Below are 18,790 nucleotides of genomic sequence, written 5' to 3'. Positions count from 1 at the left end.
CATGCTGATTTCACCGGCCTATGCGCAGGCCGCTGCCGCGCCTGGCGGCGACATGTTCGTCTCCATTCTGCCGCTCGTCCTGATCTTCGTGGTCTTCTACTTCCTCCTGATCCGGCCGCAGCAGGCGAAGGCCAAGCAGCAGCGACAACTGATCGACAACCTGAAGAAGGGCGATCAGGTCCTTACCTCGGGCGGGATCATTGGCAAGGTCACGCGAGTCGAGGACGAAAAGACAATCATGGTGGAGATCGCGCAGGGAGTCGTCGTCAAAGTCGCCCGGGCCACCATATCCGACATCGTCAACAAGCCGGTGCCCGCCAATACCAGCAACGACAATGCCGCCAAGACCGGCCAGAAGACAGCTGGCGGCCTGTTCGGACGGCTCTTCAAGAAGTAATCGACGATGCGCAACCCGACCTGGAAGGTCATACTCGTCTGGGCCGCGGTCGTGTTCGGCATCGTGCTCATCGTGCCGAACCTGATCCCCGAGAAGACGTTGGACGCGCTTCCCGGCTGGGTGCCCAAGCAGCGTATCACCCTGGGCCTCGATCTCCAGGGCGGCTCCTACATGCTGCTCCAGGTCGATACCGCGGCCGTCGTCAAGGATCGCCTGGACACGCTCTCCAACGAGACGCGCAGCCAGCTGCGAGAGGCGCGGATCGGCTATAGCGGCATAGGCCTGCAGGGGCAGTCGGTCGTTGCCACGCTGACTGATGCAGGCCAGCTCCAGGCAGCGCTTGAGCGGCTAAAGAGCATCAATCAGACGGTGGGCGGCAGTGCGTTCGTCGGTGTCGGCACGACCGAGCTCGACATCACCGGCGATGGTAACCGGGTTACCTTGAAGCTGAACGACGCCGCCGTGACGGCACGGGTGAGCTCGGCCGTGACCCAGTCGCTCGAGGTCGTCCGCCGGCGTATCGACGAGCTCGGTACGCGCGAGCCGACGATCCAGCGTCAAGGCGCTGACCGCATCCTGGTGCAGGTGCCGGGTGAAAAGGATCCGGCCAACATCAAGCGGTTGCTCGGCCAGACGGCACGCCTGTCGTTCCACATGGTCGACATGAACGCCGATCCTTCTCAACCCCCGCCGGGTGACTTCGTCCTGCCAGGAGTGCCGGGCAGTCCTGGCCCGCAGCAATATGTGCTCAATCGTCGCGCGGAGTTGCAGGGTGACAATCTCACCGACGCGCAGCCGACCTTCCAGAACAATGAGGCCGTCGTCTCCTTCCGCCTGGACAGCATCGGCTCGCGCAAGTTCGCCCAGGTCACCCAGGACAATGTGGGCAAGTTCTTTGCGATCGTTCTCGACGACAAGGTGATCTCCGCCCCGCGCATCCGCGAGCCGATCACGGGCGGGGCGGGCGTCATCTCGGGCAGCTTTACCGTCGAAAGCGCCAACGAACTGGCGGTGCTGCTGCGTGCCGGCGCTCTGCCGGCACCGCTTACCGTCGTCGAGGAGCGCTCGGTCGGCGCAGAGCTTGGTGCCGATTCGATCCGTGCCGGTGCCATCGCCAGCGGTGTGGCGGTGGTCGCCGTCGTGATTTTCATGATGATCTATTACGGGCTCTTTGGCGTCTTCGCCAATTTGGCGCTGGTCGTGAACATCATCTTGATCCTGGCCGGTCTCTCGCTCCTGGGCTCGACGCTGACGCTGCCGGGCATCGCCGGTATCGTCCTGACGATCGGTATGGCGGTCGATTCCAACGTCCTCATCTTCGAGCGTATTCGCGAGGAGATGAAGCACGGCAGGGGACCCGTCAGCTCGATCCAGGCGGGTTTCGACAAGGCGATGCGCGCCGTCATCGATGCCAACGTCACGCATCTGATCGCCAGCCTCGTGCTCTTCGAGTTCGGTACGGGCCCCATCAAGGGGTTCGCCATCACGCTCTCGATCGGCGTCCTGACGACGATGTTCACGGCCGTGACGGTCACCCGCGTCGTCATCCTCTATTGGCACCGCCGCACGCGGCCGGCCACCATCCCGCTCTAGGCTGCCTCCCATGCGTCATCCGCGCCTTGTCCCCGACAACACCAATTTTCCTTTCATGCGGTTTCGCATGGCGGCCCTCGTGGCCTCGATCATCGTGATTCTGGCCTCGATCGGGCTGGTCGCGATCAAGGGCATCAATTGGGGCGTCGATTTCGAGGGCGGCATCGTCCTCGAGGTGAAGACGCCGCAGGCGGCCGACCTCGCCGCCATGCGTGCGGCCCTGGAGAGCACGGGTGCCAACGGCATCAGACTGCAGCAGTTCGGCGATCCGACGGATGTCCTGGTCCGGATCGCGGCACCAAGCGAGGTCGCGAGCGAGGCGCAGGTGCAGATCGATCGCATCAAGGGCGCGCTGACGGGGCGGCTCGGGCAGGATATCCAGTTCGATCGTGCGGACTTTGTCGGTCCGCAGGTGAGCAGCGAACTGCTGCACGACGGCATTCTCGCCACCGTCGTCGCCCTGGCGCTGATCACGGCCTATGTCTGGTTCCGTTTCGAGTGGCAGTACAGCCTGGGGGCGATGATCTCGGTCGTCCACGATATCGCGGCCACGGTTGGTTTCTTCGCCATCACCGGCATCGAGTTCGATCTTTCCTCGGTCGCGGCGGTGCTGACGATTGTCGGTTATTCCCTGAACGACAAGGTCATCGTCTATGACCGGATTCGCGAAAATCTGCGCCTCTACAAGGCGATGTCGCTCGAGGAATTGCTGAACCGCAGCCTGAACGAGACGCTGGGCCGGACGATGATGACCGCGGCCACCACGGCCCTGGCCCTCCTGGCGCTGGTGATCTTCGGCGGCGAGGTGCTCCGTGGCTTTACGGTCGCTATGCTCTGGGGGGTCTTCATCGGCACCTATTCAACGACCTTCATCGCGGCACCCGTCCTCATCTATTTCAACCTGCGCAGCGCTGCGCAAAAGGCCAAGGCAGGTGAGGGTGCCGGCAAGGACAAGACCAAGGGCAAGTCGCTGGCCCATCCGGCTCAATAATGCCAAGCGAACTCGCCGCCACGTCGCGACCCCAGGGACGGCTCTTCATCGAGGGCTATGGCGAAGGCGGCTTTCGTATCGGTGGCCAGCGTCGCCAGGGCTCGCAGATCATCCTGCCGGCGGCCGTCCAGGATTGGCCCGTTGCTGCCTTGAGCGGTCTGGCGCTGGAGGCCTTCGTGCCGCTCTTTGAGCATGCTGGCGCGCTCGATATCCTTCTCCTCGGCTGCGGTACGTTGCCAGTCTTGCCCGACCGGGCGCTGCAGGCGGCACTGAAGGACAAGGGGCTGCGGCTCGACATGATGACGACGCCGGCTGCTTGCCGTACCTATAACATCCTTTTGGCCGAGGATCGTCGCGTCGCCGCCGCCCTGATCGCGGTCGCTTAAGGAAGAGCCTGTCCGCCGTCTGCCGCGAATTCGCTCGCAGGAAGCGCTTCTTCGGCGCTAGCCTTGGCCAGTCGATAGTCGGGCGAGCGGGGAAACGTGGCGAGCGAGATCGTAGTTCGGATGATCGAGGCTAAGGACGAGGATGTCTGGCGACGTCTGTGGGCGGGCTACCTGACATTCTACCGGAAGAGTCTCACCGAGGAGATGACGTCGCTGACCTTTGCCCGCCTCCTGGACCCCGGCCTGCCGGTTTTCGGTGCGGTGGCGATCGGCCCGGCCGATACGCCTGTTGGCCTCGTCCACTACCTGCACCATCTTTCGACCTGGTCACCCACCTTCTATTGCTATTTGGAAGACCTTTTCGTGGCGCCGGAGGCCAGAGGCGGGGGATATGGCCGGGCGTTGATCCAGCATGTCTACGATGCGGCCCATGCTGCCGGAGCCACCAATGTCTACTGGCTGACCGAAGGCGATAATGCCACGGCACAGCGCCTTTACGACCGGATCGGCCAGCGCTCGGGCTTCATCCATTATTGGCGGCCGCGATAGAAGGAAAAAGGCCGGTCCATTGGACCGGCCCCGCTTCGATCTCGAAGAGACGAAAGGTTCAGGCCTTGGCGAGCTCGGCCTCGACCTCTTCCCAATTGATGAGGTTGTTCAAGAAGGCCGCAACATAGTCGGGACGCCTGTTGCGGTAGTCCACGTAATAAGCGTGCTCCCAGACGTCGATGCCAAGGATCGGCTTCATGTTGTAGATCAGCGGGTTCTCGCCGTTCGGGGTCTTGAGGACCTTGAGCTTGTCGCCATCGAGGGCGAGCCAAGCCCAGCCGGACCCGAACTGGCCGACGGCCGCCTGCTTGAACTGCTCTGCAAAGGCGTCGTAGCTGCCGAAATCATGATCGATTCGCTTGGCGATTTCGCCGCCGGGCTTGCCGCCACCGCCCTTCTTCAAGATCCGCCAGAAGAGGTTGTGGTTCCAATGCTGGCCGGCATTGTTGAAGATAGCCTGGTCCGCGCTGTTGCCGTAAGAGCGCTTCACGATTTCCTCGAGCGACTTGCCCTCGTAATCCTTGCCCGTGACGAGGTTGTTGAGATTCGTCACGTAGGTCTGATGATGCTTGTCGTGATGCAGCTCGAGCGTCTCTTTGCTCATATACGGGCCGAGCGCGTCATAAGCGTAAGGCAGGTCGGGAAGGGTGAAAGCCATGGTGTCCTCTAGCCTTGTAGTCGTGACACGCGAATAATTCCGCTTGCTTGTCGTAGATAGGGGCGCTTGGCGTCCGAAGAAAGGCTCTCATTCTCCTTGAATGCTCTCGAACCAGTGGATTTCCTCCTGGACGAGGTCCGCACACGCGATCCGGGCCGGGCTATTTGCGTCATCCTGGGCGCCAAAAAGGAGCGCCAGCCTCTCCTGGCCCTCCTGCTGCTGGACAGCGAACTAGCCAGGGTGCCGAGGCTGATCACCCAGCCCATGGCGGGCTATATCCGTTATCAATGGTGGCGGGATGCGATAACCGAGATCGCGGCTGGCCAGGCGCGCCAGGAGCCTGTCCTGCGTGCTCTCGCCCCCACGCTGCGCGCAGGCCGCATCGATTCGGGCTCCTTGCATGCCTTGATCGACGCTCACGAAGCGGAAATGGAGCGGGTGCAAAGCGAGGTTGCAGCCCAGCCCGAGGCCTATGCAAAGGCGACCAGCGGGCTTCTTCATCGCCTCCTGGCCGAGGCCGCCGGTACGCACGAGGGCCGTTGGTTGGATGCGGCCATCGCGGTCGGCACGGCGCATGGGCTTTTGGCGGGCCGGCACGCCGTGCCCGAGGAACAGCGACCGGACCCCGCGCCCTTGGTCGGGCGGGCACTAGCCCTGCTCGATGCAGCGGGCCTGCGCGGCCGTAGGCCGCCGCGAAGCGCCATGCCGGCTTTGCTGCCCGCTCTCCTGGTCCGTAAGTCGGCAGCCCGATTGGTACGTGGCCTGGACGACGCCACGGTGCCGCGTCCAGTCCTGGGTCTCGTCCTCGCGAACGCGCTGCGTCGGATCTAGATCAACCGGACGGCGGCAAGCAGGCACCCGGGCCGGGCGGTGTGGACGTTGACGAAGGCAGTACGCGGCGCGCTCAGCGCGCGTAGCAGGGGAGCTTCCATGGCCGAGCCGGTGCAAACCTGACCCAGTTCGTAGAGGCACTGATCGTCGGCATCATAGGCGCGGATCGAAACGAGGCCGTTCGCGCTCAGGGCCGGGGGGATTGCGTTCGTCGCGGTGAAAGCCCTGCAGTCATCCGCGTGGACGAAGATGGGACTGGGCGTCCAATAGATCCCGAGCGGCCGTGGCAGGTTGTAGGAGCCAAGCAGCATGGTCTGGCCGGGCTTGCCCAGGTCCAGGCAATGGCGGCAGGGGTAGCCGCTGCCGCCATCGGCGACCAGACGGCGCAGCGCCTGGCCTCGATCGTCTCGATCGGTCTCGCGAAAGCGCGCGGCGGTCTCGCTCGGGATCGGCAGGCAGCGAAAGGCGGGCATGGGCAATTCCTCCGGGATGCGTCTTCGCCGTCCCTCTTGCCCCGGCCGGCATTCGGCCGGCACTCCGTTCCTTGCGCTCTATCTGGGCGACTGACCGTCGCTCTTCGCGATCCGGTTATGGTGATGGATGACCTCCTCGATGATGAAGGCCAGGAATTTTTCGGCGAAGGCCGGATCGAGCTTGGCCGTCAGGGCTAGCTTGCGCAGGCGCTCGACCTGGATCTTCTCTCGGGCCGGATCGGCGGGAGGAAGCTTCTCTCTCGCCTTGAGCTCACCCACGGCCTGAGTGCATTTGAAGCGCTCCGCCAGGAGATGGATGAGCGCGGCGTCGATATTGTCGATGCTGTCGCGCAGGCGCAGCAGTTCGGGATGGGCGGGTGCGCCATGCGGCCAATCGCTGTCATCCATGCGAGATCTCCTCCTTACACATCCAGGGTGGGCGCCAGCTTGGCATTGTCCTGGATGAAGGCCAGCCGCAGCTCGGGCTTCTTGCCCATGAGATCGTCGACCAGTTCGTAGGTGGGTTTGCCTTCCACATCCTCGATCCTGATCTGCAGCAATTGGCGTTTTCTCGGGTCCATGGTGGTTTCCTTGAGCTGCGAGGGGTTCATCTCGCCCAGGCCCTTGAACCGGCCCACCTCGATATTCTTCTTGCCCTTGAAGACGGTCTCGGTCAGCCGCTGCCGGTCGCGCTCGTCGCGCGCATAGGCGATCGTGCCACCATGTGCGAGGCGATAGAGCGGTGGCTGGGCCAGATAAAGATGGCCGCGTTCGATCAAGGGCCGCATCTCGCGATAGAAGAAGGTGATGAGGAGCGCTGCGATGTGCGCCCCGTCGACATCGGCGTCGGTCATGATGATCACGCGCTCGTAGCGCAAGTCCTCCGAGCGGAAATGCTTGCCAGCACCGCAGCCGAGCGCCGTCGTCAGGTCCTGGAGCTCCTTGTTTTCCTTGAGCTTGTCGGCCGTGGCGCTGGCGACATTGAGGATCTTGCCGCGCAGCGGCAAGATCGCCTGGATCTCGCGCTGGCGTGCCTGCTTGGCCGAGCCGCCCGCGCTGTCACCCTCGACCAGGAAGATCTCGGTCCCCTGGCGCTCGTCGTTGGAGCAGTCGGCGAGCTTGCCGGGCAGCCTGAGCCGGCGGGTCGCCGACTTGCGGCCGACCTCCTCCTTGGCCTTCCGACGGGCCAGGCGTTCCTCCGCCCGGTTGACGACATGCTCCAAGAGCCTGGTCGCCGTGCCGCCATGTTCGCCGAGCCAGAGCTCGAAGCGGTCCTTGATGGCCGCCTCGACGATGCGCGTCACCTCGGTATTGACCAGCTTTTCCTTGGTCTGGCCCTGGAACTGCGGCTCGCGGATGAAAAGCGAGAGCAGGATGGCAGCACCACCGCAGGCATCGTCGGCGGTAAGCGTGGTCGCCTTCTTCATGCCCGTTCGCTCGCCATGGGCACGAAAGGCGCGGGCCAGTGCATTGCGCAGGCCGTTCTCATGCGTTCCGCCCAGCGGTGTTGGCACCGTGTTGCAGTACCAGCCCTGATAGCCTTCCTCATCCAGCGGCCAGCCGATCGCCCATTCCACCCGGCCGCCCTGCTCGAGCTCGGCCTCGCCAGTGAAAAGCTCATCGACCACGAGTTCGCGTTCGGAGAGCAGCGATTTGAGGAAATCCTCGAGCCCGGCCGGAAAATGAAAGGTATCGCTCGCCGGCACACCGTCTTTGGGATCAAGGAGAGCGGGATCGCATTTCCAGCGGATCTCCACGCCGCGATAGAGATAGGCCTTGCTGCGCGCCATCCGATGCAGGAGTGCGGGCTTGAACTCCTTGTCGGTTCCGAAGATTTCGGGATCGGGCCGAAAGATGACCGTGGTGCCGCGACGGTTGGGTGCCGCTCCAGCGGCCTCAACTGGCCCCAGCGGCTGGCCACGCTCGAAGCGCTGCTGCCAGAGCATGCGATTGCGCGCCACCTCGACCAGGAGATCGGCCGAGAGCGCGTTGACGACCGATACGCCGACGCCGTGCAGGCCTCCCGAGGTCGCATAGGCCTTGCCGCCAAATTTGCCGCCGGAATGCAGCGTGGTCATGATGACCTCGAGTGCGCTTTTGTCGGGAAAGCGCGGATGCGGGTCGACGGGGATGCCGCGGCCATTGTCGCGGATCGTGACTCGATTGCCCTGCTCGAGCTCGATCTCGATCCGGCTGGCGTGGCCGGCGACCGCCTCGTCCATCGCATTGTCGAGAATCTCGGCCACCAGATGATGCATGGCATGCAGATCGGTGCCGCCGATATACATGCCGGGCCGTCGCCTTACCGGCTCAAGTCCCTCCAGGACCTCGATATCTTCCGCCGTATAGCTTTTGGCGGAAGCATTCCCACCCGCGAGGTCCAAAAGATCCGACATCCCAACTCCAAGATGAGTGCGAGAGGCTGCCGCCGCCGCTCGTCGTTCCTGCTTTTCTTCATTCCAAGAGACAGCCACGATTGGCCTCAGCCGCCCCTCGGGATACGCAGCGTCGATGCGTCCCAGTCATCGGCCTTTCATGAGCCACCCTGGAATGGTTACATCCAGCACGACTGGCGGCCGTCCGTTTGCTCATCAGGTTCGATGGCGAGTGGCTGCCCCGTCGTCAAGTCCGCTTCCGTCTTCTACCACAGGAGTTGCTGCTTGATGAGCGACCTTCCAAGCGGGGTACCCGCGATCAAGGCCGTGGCGATGCCGGCGGACACGAACTCGACCGGCGACATCTTTGGCGGCTGGCTCCTGTCGCAGATGGATCTGGCGGGCGGCGTGCTCGCCTATGAGCGGGCCGAGGGACGAATCGCGACAGTGGCCATCGAGGCCATGACCTTCAAGGCACCCGTGTTCGTGGGCGACCTCGTCAGCTTCTATGCCAACATCGTCAAGACCGGCACCACCTCGTTGACCATCGATATCGAGGCCTGGGCGATGCGGGGGCGGACCGGCGAGACCGTGCGGGTCACCGAAGGCCGCTTTATCTATGTGGCCCTGACCGAGGAGCGCAAGCCGCGCCCCTTGCCGCCTGCCGCCTGATCCCGACCGCCCTCGTTCAGGCGTGGTCTAGGCCGTGGCGGCAAGATCGGTCGCCAGACGGCGCAGCCTGTCGGTGAGAAGGGCGAAAAACCCTGGGGCATCGATGTCGCGCATAAAGGTGACGTTGACCGGTCGGCCGGCTACACCCCACCAGTCGACTACGGTCATGCCACGAGTGTAATAGCCGCCCGTCTCGATCTCGACATTGACGCGCTGGCCCGCGAAGAGCTCCGGCTGGAGCACGTAGGCGATCGTCGTCGGATCATGCAGCGGCGAGCGATCCTTGCCGAACTTGCGTTCGTCAGCACCCTTGGCGAACGTCATGAGGTTGCCAAGCGCGATGCCGACGGGACCGCCGATTGCCCTGATCTCTTCCATCCAGGCATGGGTGACGCGGGCCTTGTGGGTGACGTCCAGGGGCATCATGACGATCTCGGCCCCCGATGCCAGGAGCTTCGCACCCGCCTCGGGGTCGACATGGACGTTGAATTCGCTGGCGGGAGTAATGTTGCCGCCCTCGACGGCCGCCCCGCCCATCCAGACGATTTCGCGCAGGCGCTGGGCGATGCGCGGTTCCAAGGCCAGCGCCAGAGCGAGGTTGGTGGCGGGCCCCAGGGCGCAGATCGTGACCGACTTGGCTGGCCGGGACATCACCGCCTCGACGATGAAGGTCGCCGCATGCCGGTCCTGTACGGGCATGGTAGGCGGTGGAAAATCGTGGCCGTCCATGCCCGTCATGCCGTGAACATGCTCAGCCGTCACCAATGGGCGCGTCAGGGGGGCCTCGGCTCCAGCAAAGACGGGCACGTCGCGCCGATTGGCCAATTCCAGGAGCTTGCGGACATTGTCGAGGGTGAGTGCCAGGGGGACGTTGCCGGCCACGGCGCAGATGCCCAGGATCTCGATTGCCTCGGGCGATCCAAGCGCCGTCAGGATGGCGATCGCATCGTCCTGGCCGGGGTCGGTATCGATGATGATGGCTTGCCTGGTCATGGCCGCGGTTCCTTCCTCACCGGTGGACGACGCTGCACCAAGGTGCAGCCGATGGCGCTTTAGGTGCCGTTTGGCCCTGCGCGTCAAGACATGGCGTGAACCTTCCTGGCCCCCTGGTGTGTTAAAAAGTCCAACAGCGATTGGAGGCGCGGGGCCATGCGGCACCATCTGAAGGTGCTCATTCTTCTGGGTGGATTGCTCGGACCCGTGTGCCTGCCTGCCAGCGCCGAATCATTGCGCCTCGACGGCATCCACGCGGCTCACGACAGTCGCTGGCCTCATGACTGGCGGCCGGTCAATGATAGGCGAGATGGCCGCAGTCGGAACGATCGGCTGGGCGGACATTCTCATGGCCGGCGTGGCCGCGAGAGGGGCGGCGGCTTTGATGGCTGGAATGACCGCCGCCATGATAGTCGCGGGCAGGGCTGGGGCGGCAGCCGCGGCTGGGGACGGCCACGAGGCTGGAGCGGCAACGATGGCGGCTGGAGCCGGCCGGGCGGGCCCGGGTTCAGGCATTTCGATCGTGGCGGCTTCTTCTTCAGGCCACGGCCGGACGGGCAGATCTAGCTGCCGTAATAAAGCTCGTATTCAAGCGGGATGACGGCCTGGCTGATCCGCTCAATCTCCTGGCGTTTCAGGCTGACATAGCTGGCGATGAGATCCTCACTCATGACGTCGCCGCGCAGAAGGAAATCCTGATCGTGCTCCAGCGCGTCCAGAGCCTCGCGCAGCGAGAGCGCAACGGTTGGCAGGTCATCGACCTCGTCCGGGCCCAGATCGTAGAGATTACGATCCATGGCGTCGCCGGGCTCAAGCTTTTGCTCAATGCCATCGATACCGGCCATCATGATGGCGGCGAGCGCCAGATAAGGGTTTGCCGCCGGATCGGGGAAACGAATATCGACGGTTTTCGCGGCCGGTTCGGCGGCGAAGGGAATGCGGACCGCGGCCGAGCGATTATAGGCGGCATAGGCTAGATAGACGGGCTCGCTCGCCTTTTTGCGCAGCCGTCGATAGCTGTTGGTTGTCGGGTTGGTGAAGGCATTGAGAGCGCGGGCATGGCGCATGATGCCGGCCACGAAGGAAAGGCACTGCGGGCTGAGATCGGCATAGCCCGAGCCGGCGAAGACCGGCTTGCCCCGCTTCCAGAGGCTGTGCTGCAGGCTCATGCCGCTGCCCATGCTTTCGGGCATGGGGCGAGGCATGAAGCTGGCGCTCTTGCCGTAGGAGGCGGCCACGTGCTGCACCACATATTTCATGAGCTGGATGCGATCGGCCGTGCCGGTCAGGTGGTCGCCCTTGAAGGCGAGGCGACCCTGCATGGGCGACTGGCCATGGTCATGGCGGATGCCGGTAAAGCCCAGGCTGGCGAGGATACTTGTGATCTCGGCGCGGATGTCGCTCTGGTGGTCGGCCGGGGAGAGCGCATATCGGGCGGCGCAGGGCTGAGGCCGGTGGCCTGGATTGCCGCTCGCATAGGCCTGGCCGCCGGCGGCTTCGCTCTCGCTGCCATTGATCTCGATGGCGTTGCGGGCGGCACTCGTCTCGATGCGGACATCGTCGAAGATAAAATAGCCGGTCGCCACGCTGGTGGTCATCCGGTCGGCCGCGGCATGACCCGCAAGCCAGGCCTCCGCTCGTGCGGCGACCGAGCGGCTGCAACCCTCATAGCCTTGGCCCGTCGCCGGATCGACGACGTTGGCCAAGAGGATCAAGGTGGGCTGGGCGGCGAAGGGATCTTGGCGCGCCGACGTGAGATCGGGCTTGAGCGCCACGTCGGCCTCGGTGGGATCGCGCCAGCCGGGTATGGAAGAGCCGTCGATCATGAAGCCCTGCTCGAGTTGGCGGGCATCGAGGCTGGCGGCATCGATCGAGGTGTGTCGCCAGTGCCCAGCCAGGTCGGTAAAGCGGAAATCGACCACTCGCACCCCTTCCGCCTGCAGGCGTTCGATGATGCTCTCTGCGTGGCTCATGATGCGTCTAGCCTGTTTGAGTCCCCTGGCGTGGGGATGATGCCGGATGGCTTTTTAACCAACAGGTGGGATAGGGCCAAGTGGGTGGCCATGCTCCCGTAGCCAGCTCTTGGCGGAAAGACAAAACCCCCGCCTGTCGAAGCGGGGGGCACATGCAAGGAGAGCGCCCTTTTGACGCTCGCCTGATCTCAGCAGTCGTAATACATGAAAAATTCGTGCGGATGCGGGCGGAGCCGGATCGGATCGAGCTCGTTCGCGCGCTTATAGGCGATATACGTCTCGATCAGGTCGGGGGTGAAGACGTCGCCCTCGAGCAGGAACTCGTGATCGTTCTCGAGCTCGATCAGGGCGTCGGCCAGGGAGCCCGGCACGGTCTTGATCAGGGCTGCTTCCTCGGGCGGCAGGTCGTAGATGTTCTTGTCGATGGGATCGCCCGGCTCGATCTTGTTCTTAATGCCGTCCAAGCCCGCCATCAGCATGGCCGAGAAGGCATAATAGGGATTGGCCGAGGGATCGGGACAGCGGAACTCGACGCGCTTGGCCTTGGGACTGTCGGAATACATCGGGATGCGGCAGGCGGCCGAGCGGTTACGCAAGGACCAGGCGAGATTGACCGGTGCCTCGTAACCCGGCACCAGGCGGCGATAGGAGTTGGTGGTGGGAGCGGCGAAGGCCAGGATGGCGCCAGCATGCTTGAGCAGGCCGCCAATATACCAGCGGCACATGTCCGAGAGGCCCGCATAGCCGGCACTGTCAGCAAAAAGCGGCGTCTTGCCCTTCCAGATGGACTGGTGGCAGTGCATGCCCGAGCCATTATCGCCAAAGAGCGGTTTCGGCATGAAGGTGGCGGTCTTGCCGAATTTACGCGCCGTCTGCTTGACGACGTATTTGTATTTCATCTGATGGTCGGCCATCGCCAGCAGCTCGTCGAACTTCATGTCGATCTCGCACTGGCCGCCCGTTGCCACCTCGTGGTGCTGGCACTCGACCGTGAGGCCGATCTTGATCATTTCCAGCGCCATCTCGGAACGCAGGTCCATCAGCGTATCCGTGGGCGGGCAGGGGAAATAGCCCTCCTTGGCGCGGATCTTGTAGCCGAGGTTGGGCCCCTCGTCGCGATTGGTATTCCAATGGCCCTCGGCGGAATCGACTTCGAAATGGGCAAAATGCTGGCCGGTGCCGTAGCGAACGTCGTCGAAGACGAAAAATTCGGCCTCGGGGCCGAAATAAGCGGTATCGCCGATGCCGGTGCTCTTTAGATAGTCGCGCGCCTTCTTGGCGACGCCGCGCGGGTCGCGGTTATAGAGCTCGCCCGTCACCGGATCCTTGACGTCGGCGATCATCACCAGCGTCTTGCGGCTGAGGAACGGATCGATGAAGGCGGTGGTGGGGTCCGGCATAAGGAGCATGTCGGACTGGTTGATCTCCTTAAAGCCCCGCAGCGAGGACCCATCGAAGCCCAGGCCTTCGTCGATCTGATCCTGCTCGAAGAACTTGGCAGGGTAGGAGATATGCTGCCAGGCGCCCAGCATGTCCGTCATCCGCACGTCGACCATGTCGACGGCTTCGCTCCTGATCGCCTTGATGACGTCCGCAGACGTCTTGCAACCCAATGTCATGGCCGACCTTGCCTCCCATTAGTGCCGACCGCCGATGAAAGGTAGGTCGGCTTTTGGCCCGAGAAACCGAAAACCGGCCGTGCCGTTGGGCAACGACCGGGCGCTTTCGCACCCGTATCGCCCTTTCGGCACCGGCCGGTCAATCTCTCGGGCTCGTCAGGACGCACCGCCGGCGGCCGGAAGGCCGCCTTTCGGTTCAAGCCACCAGTTGCGCTCCCTTAGAGGGCGTCGCCGCCACGTTCGCCGGTACGGATGCGAATCGCGTCCTCGACATTGTAGATAAAGATTTTGCCATCGCCGATGCGGTCGGTCTTGGCGGCCTGCTGGATTGCTTCCACGGCTCGCTCGACCACGCTTTCCTCGACGACGATCTCGATCTTCACCTTGGGCAGGAAGTCGACGACGTACTCAGCACCACGATAGAGTTCCGTGTGGCCTTTCTGACGCCCGAAACCCTTGACCTCGGTCACGGTCATCCCCTTGAGGCCGACCTCCTGGAGAGCCTCCTTCACTTCATCAAGCTTGAACGGCTTGATGACGGCCTCGATCTTCTTCATCTCGCGTCGATCTCCTGGTCATGTCAGCACTGCCTGCCAGAGGCCAAGGCAGCATCACTGACCTCTATGCCGGGGATGCAGGGAGCGTGCCAAGGAGGTCCATCCTCCATGTTCTCCTGCCTGTTGATTAGGCGAACGGTAGACCCTTATCAATCAGTCCATAAAATGGGCAAAAAGCCTATTTTATCGGCAGTCGTCCCGTCCTTCGCGCCTTCTTGTTCCTTCAGGTGCGCCAAGGTGACCCCTTGTCAACGGTCCATGTCCCCATGCTTGACCTCGGGCTCGGTTTGCGCCAGAAACCGCCCGCGTTGCGGCGAGCGTAGCTCAGTTGGTTAGAGCGCCAGTTTGTGGCACTGGAGGTCGTGGGTTCGATCCCCATCGCTCGCCCCAGTCCTTCCAGCGAGATCGCCGGGGAACCCGCCGGTCTCACTCGCGGGCTACCCGTAAATCGGCGGTTCTTCCAAACTCGCGGCCGACCATCGAGCAAGTTGGCGACCATGGGCCAATGGTCTTCCAGGTCGACCCGATGACAAGCTGCGTGGACCAGCCCGGCTAGGGTCGATCCCGCCACCAGGGTCCGGCGTCCGTCGAGGCCGTTGCCAAAGCGCGTGATCGCGTCGCGCACCTGGTAGCCAGCGCGAAATGAAAGCGACCTCCACCGGAGGTAGCGGCGGGGCTGAGAATGTCCCTGGCGTACCTTCTCGGCTATGAGGAGCCCTTCTCGTGGCCTTAACCGGGAAGGCGGCGTTTGATCGTTCTGGGCTTGAACACGGCGACCGCGGGCGGACTGGCATTCCTCCTTGGCACGGTTTTCCTCCTGGGCGCCCTTCTGGGGGGGCTTTCGGTGGGGATATGGCGGCGCAGTGTCGCCGCCCGAAGCCGTGCCATGCTCATGGAGGCGGAGCGGCAGCGCCAGGCCGAGACGGAGGCCCTCCTGGACGGCGTGAAGTTGGCCTTTGGCGATATCTCGCTCAATACCTTCGCCCGCCTGGCCGAACAATTGGGTCAGCAGACTTCGACCGCCTTGTCGAGCGAACGCCGGCTGCAGAGCCATCAACAAGCAGCCGAGCGTGGGGAACTGGATGCGCGACTGCGTACCGTGCTGGAGCAGATGGAGCGCATGCGGCAACTCGTCCAGCAACTGGAACGTGACCGTGAGGGCAAGTTCGCCAAGCTGGAGGCAGAGCTGCGCACGGCCGGCGAGCGGGCTCAGGCGCTGATCGCCACCACGCATCAGTTGGGTCGCACGCTGGCCAGTGCCCGGGCGCGGGGCCAATGGGGCGAGCGACTGGCGGAAGACGTGCTGCGTGGCGCCGGTCTGGTCGAGGGAATAAGCTTCAGGCGGCAGCAGGCCGCCGAAGATGGTCGCCGGCCGGACTTCACGATCCTCCTGCCGGGCGACTATCGCCTCAACATCGACGTCAAGTTTCCTTTCGACAATTATCAGAAAAGCCAGGACGCGCCGGAGGCGGACGTCCGGGCTAGGGCCGCCCAGGCCTTCATCCGCGACGTGCGGGCAAGGATCGCCGAGGTGGCGGGGCGCAATTATATCGCGCCAGAGGAAGGCACGCTCGACCTGGCCATCCTTTTCATCCCGAACGAGCGGGTCTTCGAGGTCATCGCCGAGACCGCGCCTCAGCTCTTCGACGAAGCACTGGCCAAACGTGTCGTGCTGGCGGCGCCGCTCACCCTTTTTGCGGTCTTGTCGGTCATCCGCCAGACCAGTGGGGCGCTTGAGGTCGGCCGCAACGCCCGCGAGCTCGCCGACGCCATCCTGGCATTCAGGACCGCATGGGATGCCTATGATCAGGAAGCGCTTCTGGCCGAGCGCAAGCTTGATGAGGCGATGAAGGCCATGCGCGGCCTGAACGCCGGTCGCCGCGATTTGCTGGGACGCCGCATCGACGACCTGGACCGTCTTTCGGCGCGTCGCTGAGTAAAATCCCTCAGACGGGACCGGGCCGCTCCCTGCCTGAACACGGCTTCGCCTGAGGCTACCGCGCCTTGCACTGCTTGGTCCCGGTTAAAGCGGGGTCAAGCTTGCGGGCGCGTTCGAATCAAAAGGCATGAGCTGGCTGGGCGAAGCTTCGCTGATCACCTCGTGGATGAACCCGTCGGCGCGCCAGGTCATCTTCGTGAAGCCGTCCTCGTGCATGAATATTGGGGCCATATCCGGCTTCCTCGCGGACGCGGCGTCGGGGAGCGGCGTCAGGGTCAAAAGCAGGGGCTTGCCGGCCTGCCGGTAGACGATGACGGGATGCGCCTGGCCATCCGAGCGCTCGACGCGAGCCCCGGCTAGTGCGAAGCCCGCCGGCAGCGGCAGGGCCGGAATCGCCAGGCCGCTTTGCGAGGTCAGCCAATGCTGCAATCGCACGGGGTCGCTGCTTTGCAAGGGCAGGGGCTCGTCGGTCTCGACAATCATGCGATACGCCGCCGAGCCGATGGGCGGAGGCGCCTTGAACAGGCGCACGGCGCTCATGACCATGGTTCCGGCCGTGGCCAGCGCAACGATGGCGAAAATGATCTTGGGCATCAGCCTGCGGCTCGCCATGTGCGCCTTGGCGGGCGACGCCTGCATGGGCAGGCGTGACGCGATGCCCAGGCCATTGACGAGGTTGGTCGGGTGCGGCGGCGGCTGGAAAAAGCGGGTTGGCGGCATCATCCCGCCTTGCGGGACCACATGCGTGCGCACGAGGTCGAGGTCGAGGCCGCTCCAGACCGACATCGCCGGCTGCCGAGCCTGGATGCGAATCTGCATGTCGTGCTCGAATTGCCTGAGCTCGTCGACACGCTGCCGGCAATGACCGCAATGATTGAGATGCCGCCTTAAGAGAGCCGCCCGGGTGCGGCCAAGCCGGCCGTCCAGATAGGCCTCGAGGTAGCGCTCGAGATCGGCACACTGCATCGGCGGACCTCCCGATCCGGTCGACGGATCAACGACCCTTTGTCGTGCCTGGCATGCGTCGGGCACCAGGACAACTGTGAGAGAATCGATAGCGGCATGCAAGAGCATTCGCGTGTCGCCGACAAGGCCGACGCCGGGAAAGCTCGGCTGGCGCACCGCGATGCAGCAATCTCTGCCGCGACGCCTAGACGACGGGGCTCGTCGGCGATCTTGGCCGAACGATCGCCCGCCCCGTCGCTTTGTCGTCCTTCATAGTTGTGGCTCATCGCTACGAGGCCGGGCATGATCGCGACGAAGCTGGACGTGGCGCTGCTCAACATCGTGCAGTCGGCCGCGCCATATGACCGAGGCGCTGATTGAGACGGTGATCGAGACGGTTCTTGCGCGGCTAGCCGCCAAGGCGCCTGAGGAGAATGTATCGATCCGGCGGGGCGCCCAGGTGGGCGTCAAGATCAAGAGATCAAGGATGAAGCCTGGGAAAGTCTGCGAGCCTGTATGCTGAATACCCAGGCCCTGGATCGCGACACCGCTGCTGCTGATCCGTCCGTCTGGGCTTTATCGCCTGAAGGCCTGGAACATTCGCCGGATGCTCAAAACCCTGGAGGAGCGGTTCGACGGCCGGCTGCCGCGCACCCGCGCGCAACTCATCAGTCTTCCGGGCATAGGGCGCAAATGTGCCGACATCATGCTGCGCTTCGTCTGGAGGAGCCGGTCGTGCCGGTCGACACGCATGTCTTTCGCGTGGTTGGCCGGCTCGGTCTCGTAAGGGACCGGAGCGCGGCGCGGGTAGCCGACCAGTTGGCGTACTGCATTCCCGCGGCCTGGCGACTGTGGCTCATATCTGGCTCCTCAATCACGGCAAGCAGGTCTGTCGGACGCGACTGCCTGTCTGCCGGCGATGCGAACTCTTCGATCTTTGCGAACGGCGCGGCGTCGTCCGACCTGAGCGCATCGTGCGCTGGCCCTATTGGGGCTCTTCCTTTATGCCGCTCGGGCTTATGAAGGAGGACAGGCGATCTTGCGGCTGAAGCTCACTACCTGGAATGTCAACTCCGTCCGCATCCGTGGCCAGTTGCTTCGGCGCATCGCGGCGGAGATCAATCCCGACGTGTTGTGCCTGCAGGAGACGAAGGTCGAGGATGGGCTCTTCCCCATGGCCCTGTTTCATGAGCTGGGTTTCAATCACGCCTATATCCACGGTCAGCGCGCCTATCACGGCGTGGCCGTCCTGTCGAAACTGCCGCTGGAGGCGCCGCGCGCGCATAAATGGTGCAATGTCGATGATTGCCGGCATGCGGTGGTTGAATTGCCGGGCGGGATTGAGGTGCATAATCTCTACGTGCCGGCGGGCGGCGACGTGCCCGACCCCGAGGTCAACCGGAAATTCAAGCATAAGCTCGACATGCTGGAGGCTCTGACCGGTTTTTATGGCGCGCGCGAGGGCGACGGGAAGAAGATGATCCTGGTGGGCGATCTTAACATCGCGCCGCTCGAGACCGACGTCTGGAGCCACAAGCAGCTTTTGGACGTCGTCTCGCACACGCCAGTCGAGACCGACGGCCTGAAGCGCCTGCAGGCGGCCTACGGATTTGTCGACGCGATGCGCGCGATCGTCCCGCCCGAAGAGCGCCTTTATACGTGGTGGTCCTATCGTAATCGGGACTGGGCGGCCTCGAACCGGGGGCGTCGGCTCGACCATGTGTGGCTGTCGCCGGCGCTGGCACCGGCGCTCAGGGGCATGGAGGTCAAGCGCGAGGCGCGGGGCTGGGAGCAACCCTCCGACCATGTGCCAGTCACGATAGAGCTGGAAGTCTAAGG

19 protein-coding genes and 1 tRNA gene are annotated in these 18,790 nt (G+C 63.9%); 11 read left to right on the top strand and 9 right to left on the bottom strand.

All coding sequences use genetic code 11. The features are described 5' to 3' along the window. Window position 1 precedes the first annotated feature (1 nt). The 5 genes from yajC (at window position 2) to CFB17_RS04095 (ending at window position 3,916) form a co-directional block, all read left to right on the top strand. On the top strand, window positions 2–397 hold the full coding sequence (gene yajC / locus CFB17_RS04110) for a preprotein translocase subunit YajC (RefSeq protein WP_088560117.1): 396 nt from the start codon (window positions 2–4) through the stop codon (window positions 395–397). A 6-nt stretch (window positions 398–403) separates the two neighbouring features. Continuing rightward, entirely contained in the window at window positions 404–1,990 is a 1,587-nt protein-coding gene (gene secD / locus CFB17_RS19435; RefSeq protein ID WP_207761926.1) for a protein translocase subunit SecD, read from the top strand. Window positions 1,991–2,000: 10 nt separating this feature from the next. Continuing rightward, the gene (gene secF / locus CFB17_RS19430) at window positions 2,001–2,981 is read left to right on the top strand and encodes a protein translocase subunit SecF (RefSeq protein WP_207761925.1); all 981 of its coding nucleotides are present in this window, start codon (window positions 2,001–2,003) and stop codon (window positions 2,979–2,981) included. After that, window positions 2,981–3,367 (top strand): Mth938-like domain-containing protein, encoded by a 387-nt coding sequence (locus tag CFB17_RS04100; RefSeq protein ID WP_088560116.1) that lies wholly within the window; start codon window positions 2,981–2,983, stop codon window positions 3,365–3,367. Before secF ends, CFB17_RS04100 begins: the two co-directional genes overlap by 1 nt. A 96-nt stretch (window positions 3,368–3,463) precedes the next feature. Then, window positions 3,464–3,916, top strand: a complete 453-nt coding sequence (locus CFB17_RS04095; RefSeq protein WP_243389717.1) for a GNAT family N-acetyltransferase — start codon at window positions 3,464–3,466, stop codon at window positions 3,914–3,916. 58 nt (window positions 3,917–3,974) lie between these two features. Here CFB17_RS04095 and CFB17_RS04090 read toward each other — a convergent pair whose 3' ends face one another. Further along, the gene (locus tag CFB17_RS04090) at window positions 3,975–4,574 is read right to left on the bottom strand and encodes a superoxide dismutase (RefSeq protein WP_088560114.1); all 600 of its coding nucleotides are present in this window, start codon (window positions 4,572–4,574) and stop codon (window positions 3,975–3,977) included. 66 nt (window positions 4,575–4,640) lie between these two features. On the opposite strand from CFB17_RS04090, the gene CFB17_RS04085 reads away from it, so the two are divergent. Beyond that, window positions 4,641–5,405: a squalene/phytoene synthase family protein gene (locus tag CFB17_RS04085; RefSeq protein ID WP_088560113.1), complete on the top strand. Its 765-nt coding sequence runs from the start codon at window positions 4,641–4,643 to the stop codon at window positions 5,403–5,405. Here CFB17_RS04085 and CFB17_RS04080 read toward each other — a convergent pair. The 3 genes from CFB17_RS04080 to parE form a co-directional block, all read right to left on the bottom strand. Continuing rightward, on the bottom strand, window positions 5,402–5,878 hold the full coding sequence (locus tag CFB17_RS04080) for a DUF1203 domain-containing protein (protein ID WP_088560112.1): 477 nt from the start codon (window positions 5,876–5,878) through the stop codon (window positions 5,402–5,404). The genes CFB17_RS04085 and CFB17_RS04080 overlap by 4 nt on opposite strands. 78 nt (window positions 5,879–5,956) lie before the next feature. Then, the gene (locus tag CFB17_RS04075; protein ID WP_088560111.1) at window positions 5,957–6,286 is read right to left on the bottom strand and encodes a chorismate mutase; all 330 of its coding nucleotides are present in this window, start codon (window positions 6,284–6,286) and stop codon (window positions 5,957–5,959) included. Between the two features lie 14 nt (window positions 6,287–6,300). Continuing rightward, the gene (gene parE, locus CFB17_RS04070) at window positions 6,301–8,274 is read right to left on the bottom strand and encodes a DNA topoisomerase IV subunit B (RefSeq protein WP_088560110.1); all 1,974 of its coding nucleotides are present in this window, start codon (window positions 8,272–8,274) and stop codon (window positions 6,301–6,303) included. A gap of 267 nt (window positions 8,275–8,541) precedes the next feature. On the opposite strand from parE, the gene CFB17_RS04065 reads away from it, so the two are divergent. Continuing rightward, window positions 8,542–8,925: an acyl-CoA thioesterase gene (locus CFB17_RS04065; RefSeq protein WP_088560109.1), complete on the top strand. Its 384-nt coding sequence runs from the start codon at window positions 8,542–8,544 to the stop codon at window positions 8,923–8,925. 27 nt (window positions 8,926–8,952) lie between these two features. Here the strand turns inward: CFB17_RS04065 and CFB17_RS04060 are convergent, their stop codons facing one another. Next, window positions 8,953–9,918: a nucleoside hydrolase gene (locus CFB17_RS04060; RefSeq protein ID WP_088560108.1), complete on the bottom strand. Its 966-nt coding sequence runs from the start codon at window positions 9,916–9,918 to the stop codon at window positions 8,953–8,955. Between the two features lie 156 nt (window positions 9,919–10,074). On the opposite strand from CFB17_RS04060, the gene CFB17_RS04055 reads away from it, so the two are divergent. Further along, window positions 10,075–10,485, top strand: coding sequence for a hypothetical protein (locus tag CFB17_RS04055; protein ID WP_088560107.1), 411 nt, complete (start codon window positions 10,075–10,077; stop codon window positions 10,483–10,485). On the opposite strand, the gene glnA (CFB17_RS04050) is transcribed toward CFB17_RS04055, so the two are convergent. The 3 genes from glnA (CFB17_RS04050) to CFB17_RS04040 form a co-directional block, all read right to left on the bottom strand. Beyond that, window positions 10,482–11,891, bottom strand: coding sequence for a type I glutamate--ammonia ligase (gene glnA, locus CFB17_RS04050; protein ID WP_088560106.1), 1,410 nt, complete (start codon window positions 11,889–11,891; stop codon window positions 10,482–10,484). The genes CFB17_RS04055 and glnA (CFB17_RS04050) overlap by 4 nt on opposite strands. A gap of 188 nt (window positions 11,892–12,079) precedes the next feature. After that, the gene (gene glnA / locus CFB17_RS04045) at window positions 12,080–13,510 is read right to left on the bottom strand and encodes a type I glutamate--ammonia ligase (protein ID WP_088560105.1); all 1,431 of its coding nucleotides are present in this window, start codon (window positions 13,508–13,510) and stop codon (window positions 12,080–12,082) included. Between the two features lie 218 nt (window positions 13,511–13,728). Beyond that, a complete protein-coding gene (locus CFB17_RS04040) occupies window positions 13,729–14,067 on the bottom strand; it encodes a P-II family nitrogen regulator (RefSeq protein WP_088560104.1) in 339 nt (112 codons plus the stop codon). Window positions 14,068–14,380: 313 nt separating this feature from the next. On the opposite strand from CFB17_RS04040, the gene CFB17_RS04035 reads away from it, so the two are divergent. Beyond that, window positions 14,381–14,457: transfer RNA gene (locus tag CFB17_RS04035), tRNA-His, on the top strand. A 358-nt stretch (window positions 14,458–14,815) separates the two neighbouring features. Beyond that, window positions 14,816–16,003, top strand: coding sequence for a DNA recombination protein RmuC (locus CFB17_RS04030; protein ID WP_088560103.1), 1,188 nt, complete (start codon window positions 14,816–14,818; stop codon window positions 16,001–16,003). An 87-nt stretch (window positions 16,004–16,090) separates the two neighbouring features. On the opposite strand, the gene CFB17_RS04025 is transcribed toward CFB17_RS04030, so the two are convergent. Continuing rightward, window positions 16,091–16,972: an anti-sigma factor family protein gene (locus CFB17_RS04025; protein WP_165769413.1), complete on the bottom strand. Its 882-nt coding sequence runs from the start codon at window positions 16,970–16,972 to the stop codon at window positions 16,091–16,093. 1,024 nt (window positions 16,973–17,996) lie between these two features. Here CFB17_RS04025 and xth point away from each other — a divergent pair. Continuing rightward, a complete protein-coding gene (xth, locus tag CFB17_RS04015; protein WP_088560248.1) occupies window positions 17,997–18,788 on the top strand; it encodes an exodeoxyribonuclease III in 792 nt (263 codons plus the stop codon). The last annotated feature ends 2 nt before the right edge of the window (window positions 18,789–18,790 follow it).

Source organism: Arboricoccus pini, from assembly GCF_900187945.1.
In the GTDB taxonomy this organism is placed as follows: Bacteria; Pseudomonadota; Alphaproteobacteria; order Geminicoccales; family Geminicoccaceae; genus Arboricoccus; species Arboricoccus pini.
This window is presented reverse-complemented; position numbering and strand designations above follow the sequence as displayed.

Coding starts and splice junctions, on each gene's coding strand:
- yajC (WP_088560117.1), top strand. CDS start 2: ATGCTGATTTCACCGGCCTATGCGCAGGCCGCTGCCGCGCCTGGCGGC.
- parE (WP_088560110.1), bottom strand. CDS start 8,274: ATGTCGGATCTTTTGGACCTCGCGGGTGGGAATGCTTCCGCCAAAAGC.
- CFB17_RS04040 (WP_088560104.1), bottom strand. CDS start 14,067: ATGAAGAAGATCGAGGCCGTCATCAAGCCGTTCAAGCTTGATGAAGTG.
- CFB17_RS04090 (WP_088560114.1), bottom strand. CDS start 4,574: ATGGCTTTCACCCTTCCCGACCTGCCTTACGCTTATGACGCGCTCGGC.
- secD (WP_207761926.1), top strand. CDS start 404: ATGCGCAACCCGACCTGGAAGGTCATACTCGTCTGGGCCGCGGTCGTG.
- CFB17_RS04065 (WP_088560109.1), top strand. CDS start 8,542: ATGAGCGACCTTCCAAGCGGGGTACCCGCGATCAAGGCCGTGGCGATG.
- CFB17_RS04080 (WP_088560112.1), bottom strand. CDS start 5,878: ATGCCCGCCTTTCGCTGCCTGCCGATCCCGAGCGAGACCGCCGCGCGC.
- CFB17_RS04100 (WP_088560116.1), top strand. CDS start 2,981: ATGCCAAGCGAACTCGCCGCCACGTCGCGACCCCAGGGACGGCTCTTC.
- secF (WP_207761925.1), top strand. CDS start 2,001: ATGCGTCATCCGCGCCTTGTCCCCGACAACACCAATTTTCCTTTCATG.
- CFB17_RS04060 (WP_088560108.1), bottom strand. CDS start 9,918: ATGACCAGGCAAGCCATCATCATCGATACCGACCCCGGCCAGGACGAT.
- CFB17_RS04055 (WP_088560107.1), top strand. CDS start 10,075: ATGCGGCACCATCTGAAGGTGCTCATTCTTCTGGGTGGATTGCTCGGA.
- glnA (WP_088560106.1), bottom strand. CDS start 11,891: ATGAGCCACGCAGAGAGCATCATCGAACGCCTGCAGGCGGAAGGGGTG.
- CFB17_RS04025 (WP_165769413.1), bottom strand. CDS start 16,972: ATGCAGTGTGCCGATCTCGAGCGCTACCTCGAGGCCTATCTGGACGGC.
- glnA (WP_088560105.1), bottom strand. CDS start 13,510: ATGACATTGGGTTGCAAGACGTCTGCGGACGTCATCAAGGCGATCAGG.
- CFB17_RS04075 (WP_088560111.1), bottom strand. CDS start 6,286: ATGGATGACAGCGATTGGCCGCATGGCGCACCCGCCCATCCCGAACTG.